The organism is uncultured Actinobacillus sp. (assembly GCF_945915845.1).
Classification (GTDB): Bacteria; Pseudomonadota; Gammaproteobacteria; order Enterobacterales; family Pasteurellaceae; genus Exercitatus.
This window is the reverse complement of record NZ_CAMEFX010000080.1, coordinates 1-3,371: the sequence shown is the minus strand read 5'-3', so window position 1 is coordinate 3,371 and position 3,371 is coordinate 1. Positions and strand designations below refer to the sequence as shown.

The window sequence follows — 3,371 nt, the reverse complement described above, 5'->3', positions numbered from 1 at the left end:
CTTATGAAGTTTACTTCAAAAAATCGTTGCACTTGGTTTGACAATTCAAGGTGAATAAAATGCGTCCACTGATTTTTTCCACGGCACTGGCACCATTTAATGTGGCTTGGACGCATTTCCTTTTTGAACAATTGCCGTCTTTTGCTGCACGCCGCCAACATCTAAATCAATTAAGCGAGCAATTACGTGAGCAATTAGCTCAAATGATGCCATCAACTATGCCGAGCCAAAGCTATATTGTGCCTTATATTTTAGGGGATAATCATCGTACACTCAGTGTGGCACAACATTTGCAGCAGCAAGGCTATTACTGTTTACCAATTCGTCCCCCTACAGTACCGAAAGGAACATCACGCATTCGTTTATCACTCACTGCTGATATGAAGGAAACTGAATTGGCTCAATTTTTGGATTGCCTACGCAAGGGAATAAAATGAAAACACATTTAATCATGCCTCAGTCAACACCGGCAACACATTTGCTTGTTTATTTTGCAGGTTGGGGAACACCGATCTCTGCGGTGTCGCATTTGACCTTGCCTGAAGATCATGATTTATTGATTTGTTATGATTACCAAGATCTTCAGTTGGACTTTGATTTTTCGCCTTACCGTCAAATTCGTCTTGTCGCTTGGTCAATGGGCGTTTGGGTGGCAAATCAAGTCATGTCAGGCATTCCATTGATTTCTGCGGTGGCGGTGAATGGCACCGGTTTACCTTGTCACGATCAATTTGGTATCCCATGCGAGATCTTTGAAGGCACATTGACAGGGTTAAATGAAGAAAATCGACTGAAATTTGAACGACGGATCTGTGGGGATAAGTCAACTTTTTCCTATTATCAATCTTTACCTGAACAACGTGATTTTCAAGAAATTCATGCAGAATTGACCGCGCTTTATCAAATGATTCAGATAAATAATACACAAAATATTTTGTGGACAAGGGCTTGGATTTCAGTGCAAGATCGTATTTTTCCTATGGAAAATCAACAGGCTTATTGGCAACAGACTTCGATTCCTGTTCAACAGATTAAGGGGGCGCATTACGTCTTTTTATCATTTTCTCATTGGGCCGAATTATGGAGCAGTGAAACATGATTGGTAAAACGCAAATAAAAAAGTGTTTTACACAGGCTCAGCCCTTTTATGAGCAACAGGCGTTGGCTCAGCGCGAAATTATTCGACAGCTCACCGCACTTTTAACTGGTCATCAGCGAAATTTTCATCATTGCTTAGAAATCGGTTGCGGTAGTGGGCAGCTAACACGTGAACTAGCTCAACATGTCTCTATTCAGCGTTGGGATTTGAATGACTTATGCGAACAACACAGTGTGATTTCGCAAATTTTGCCTGCCCAATCCTTTCGATTTATTCAAGGGGACGCGGAACAACTTTGTTTGCCAAGGCAATATGATTTAATTGCGACTGCATCTACGGTGCAATGGTTTGAAAATAAGCCTCAGTTTTTAGCCCGTTGCGCCGCGCATTTGTTGCCGAGAGGGCTATTGTTATTTAGTACTTTTGCACCGGAGAATTTATTAGAAATTAAGCAACTTACGCAAGTTGGCTTGGATTATCCTACAGTGATGCAATGGCAACAATGGCTCTGTGATGATTTTGAGATATTGCATTTGTCTAGTGATAAAATTGTATTGGAGTTTGATAGCCCGAAAGCCGTTTTATTGCACCTTAAGCAAACAGGTGTAACCGCAACGCATCAAACAATCTGGACAAAAAAGAAGTTACAGGATTTTTATCAAAACTATGAAAAAAATTACCGCACTTCATCAGGAAAAGTGCGGTTAACTTATGCACCAATTTTAGGTTTGGCAAAGAGAAAATAACCATGGGACAAGTGATTTTTGTATCGGGTATTGATACCGATGTAGGCAAAACAGTCGCGACAGGTTGGTATGCGAAAAAACTGATGCAACAAGGTTTTTCCGTGATAACACAAAAGATGATTCAAACAGGATGTGAGGGTATTGCCTCCGATTTGTTGGTACATCGCAACATGCAGGGCATTTCTCTTTTGGAAGAAGATTATCAAGGAGTTACTTGCCCTTATGTTTTTTCTTATCCTTGTTCACCACATTTGGCGGCGAAACTGGAACAGCGCGAAATTGAACCGCAAAAAATTCAAGTCGCAACAGCCTATTTAGCACAAAAATATGATTACGTTTTGCTGGAGGGGGCAGGTGGGTTACTGGTTCCTTATAATGAGAGCCAAACAAGTTTAGACTACGTACAACAACAGGGCTATCCTGTGATTTTAGTTACATCAGGGAAGCTTGGGAGTATCAATCATACATTATTGAGTTTAGAAGTCTGTCGAGCCCGCCAACTTTCTGTTTATTCAGTGATTTATAACCAATATCCTCAGGTTGATGAGAAGATTGAAAAAGAAACGCAGCGATATTTACAACAATATTTAGCCCGGCATTTTCCTACAACGGCTTTTGAACTATTGGATGTCTTGGAAAAATAAATTTTGAGTATTATGGATTTTTTCAGAGGAAAATGATAATTTTCCTTTGACTAATTCTTTCTCAAAAGGTAATATGCACGCCCTATGCAAAAGGTAAAACTACCCCTAACTGTTGACCCGGTTAAAGACGCACAACGCCGATTAGATTATGACGGATATTACGCCATTAATCAGCTGGAGCGTTTGTCTGAGTCAGTAGTCAAAGTGCTCAGCGATGCACAGGTAACAGTATCGTTTTTCGTTGATCCGCAAAAATTAGTGGTGTTTAAAGGTAAAGCCAGCATTGATGTTGAATTAGAATGTCAACGCTGTAATCAACCCTTTAAACAAACCTTGGAATGTGAATTTACTTACAGTCCAATTTCTAATTTAGATAAGATCGATGAATTGCCAGAGATTTATGAACCCATTGAATTCAATGAATTCGGGGAAATAGATTTGATTGGTACGATTGAAGACGAACTGATTTTATGTCTGCCGATTGTGCCGATGCATTCATCTGAACACTGTGAAGTGTCCACGCAGGAACAGGTCTTCGGGCAACTGCCTGAAGAATTGGCTAAAAAACCAAACCCGTTCGCTGTATTAGCTAATTTAAAAAAGAACTAACTTAGGAGTATAGCCAATGGCTGTTCAACAAAACAAAAAATCTCGTTCACGTCGTGATATGCGCCGTTCACATGATGCGTTAACCACTGCTGCAGTATCAGTAGATAAAGCAAGCGGCGAAACTCATTTACGTCACCATGTAACTGCTGATGGTTACTATCGTGGTCGTAAAGTAATCAACAAGTAATCCTTTTTATAAGGTATTCACTTGAGCCGTCTAACCCTTGCGTTAGATGTGATGGGCGGGGACATTGGTCCCCGTATTACTATCCC

The 3,371-nt window shown here is 40.4% G+C and carries 5 protein-coding genes and 1 pseudogene; all 6 read left to right on the top strand.

Annotated elements, in window-relative coordinates; genetic code table 11:
* Positions 1-437 (top strand): annotated as a pseudogene (locus Q0O89_RS10405) (aminotransferase class I/II-fold pyridoxal phosphate-dependent enzyme); the annotation flags it as partial.
* A 14-nt stretch (positions 438-451) separates the two neighbouring features.
* Positions 452-1,099, top strand: a complete 648-nt coding sequence (locus Q0O89_RS10400; protein WP_293731621.1) for a pimeloyl-ACP methyl esterase BioG family protein — start codon at positions 452-454, stop codon at positions 1,097-1,099.
* On the top strand, positions 1,096-1,845 hold the full coding sequence (gene bioC / locus Q0O89_RS10395; protein WP_293731620.1) for a malonyl-ACP O-methyltransferase BioC: 750 nt from the start codon (positions 1,096-1,098) through the stop codon (positions 1,843-1,845). The genes Q0O89_RS10400 and bioC overlap by 4 nt, the downstream gene beginning before the upstream one ends.
* A gap of 2 nt (positions 1,846-1,847) precedes the next feature.
* Positions 1,848-2,489, top strand: coding sequence for a dethiobiotin synthase (gene bioD / locus Q0O89_RS10390; protein WP_293731619.1), 642 nt, complete (start codon positions 1,848-1,850; stop codon positions 2,487-2,489).
* A gap of 84 nt (positions 2,490-2,573) precedes the next feature.
* Positions 2,574-3,098, top strand: a complete 525-nt coding sequence (yceD, locus tag Q0O89_RS10385; protein ID WP_273318056.1) for a 23S rRNA accumulation protein YceD — start codon at positions 2,574-2,576, stop codon at positions 3,096-3,098.
* Positions 3,099-3,114: 16 nt separating this feature from the next.
* Positions 3,115-3,285, top strand: a complete 171-nt coding sequence (gene rpmF / locus Q0O89_RS10380) for a 50S ribosomal protein L32 (RefSeq protein ID WP_005544470.1) — start codon at positions 3,115-3,117, stop codon at positions 3,283-3,285.
* Positions 3,286-3,371 lie beyond the last annotated feature (86 nt).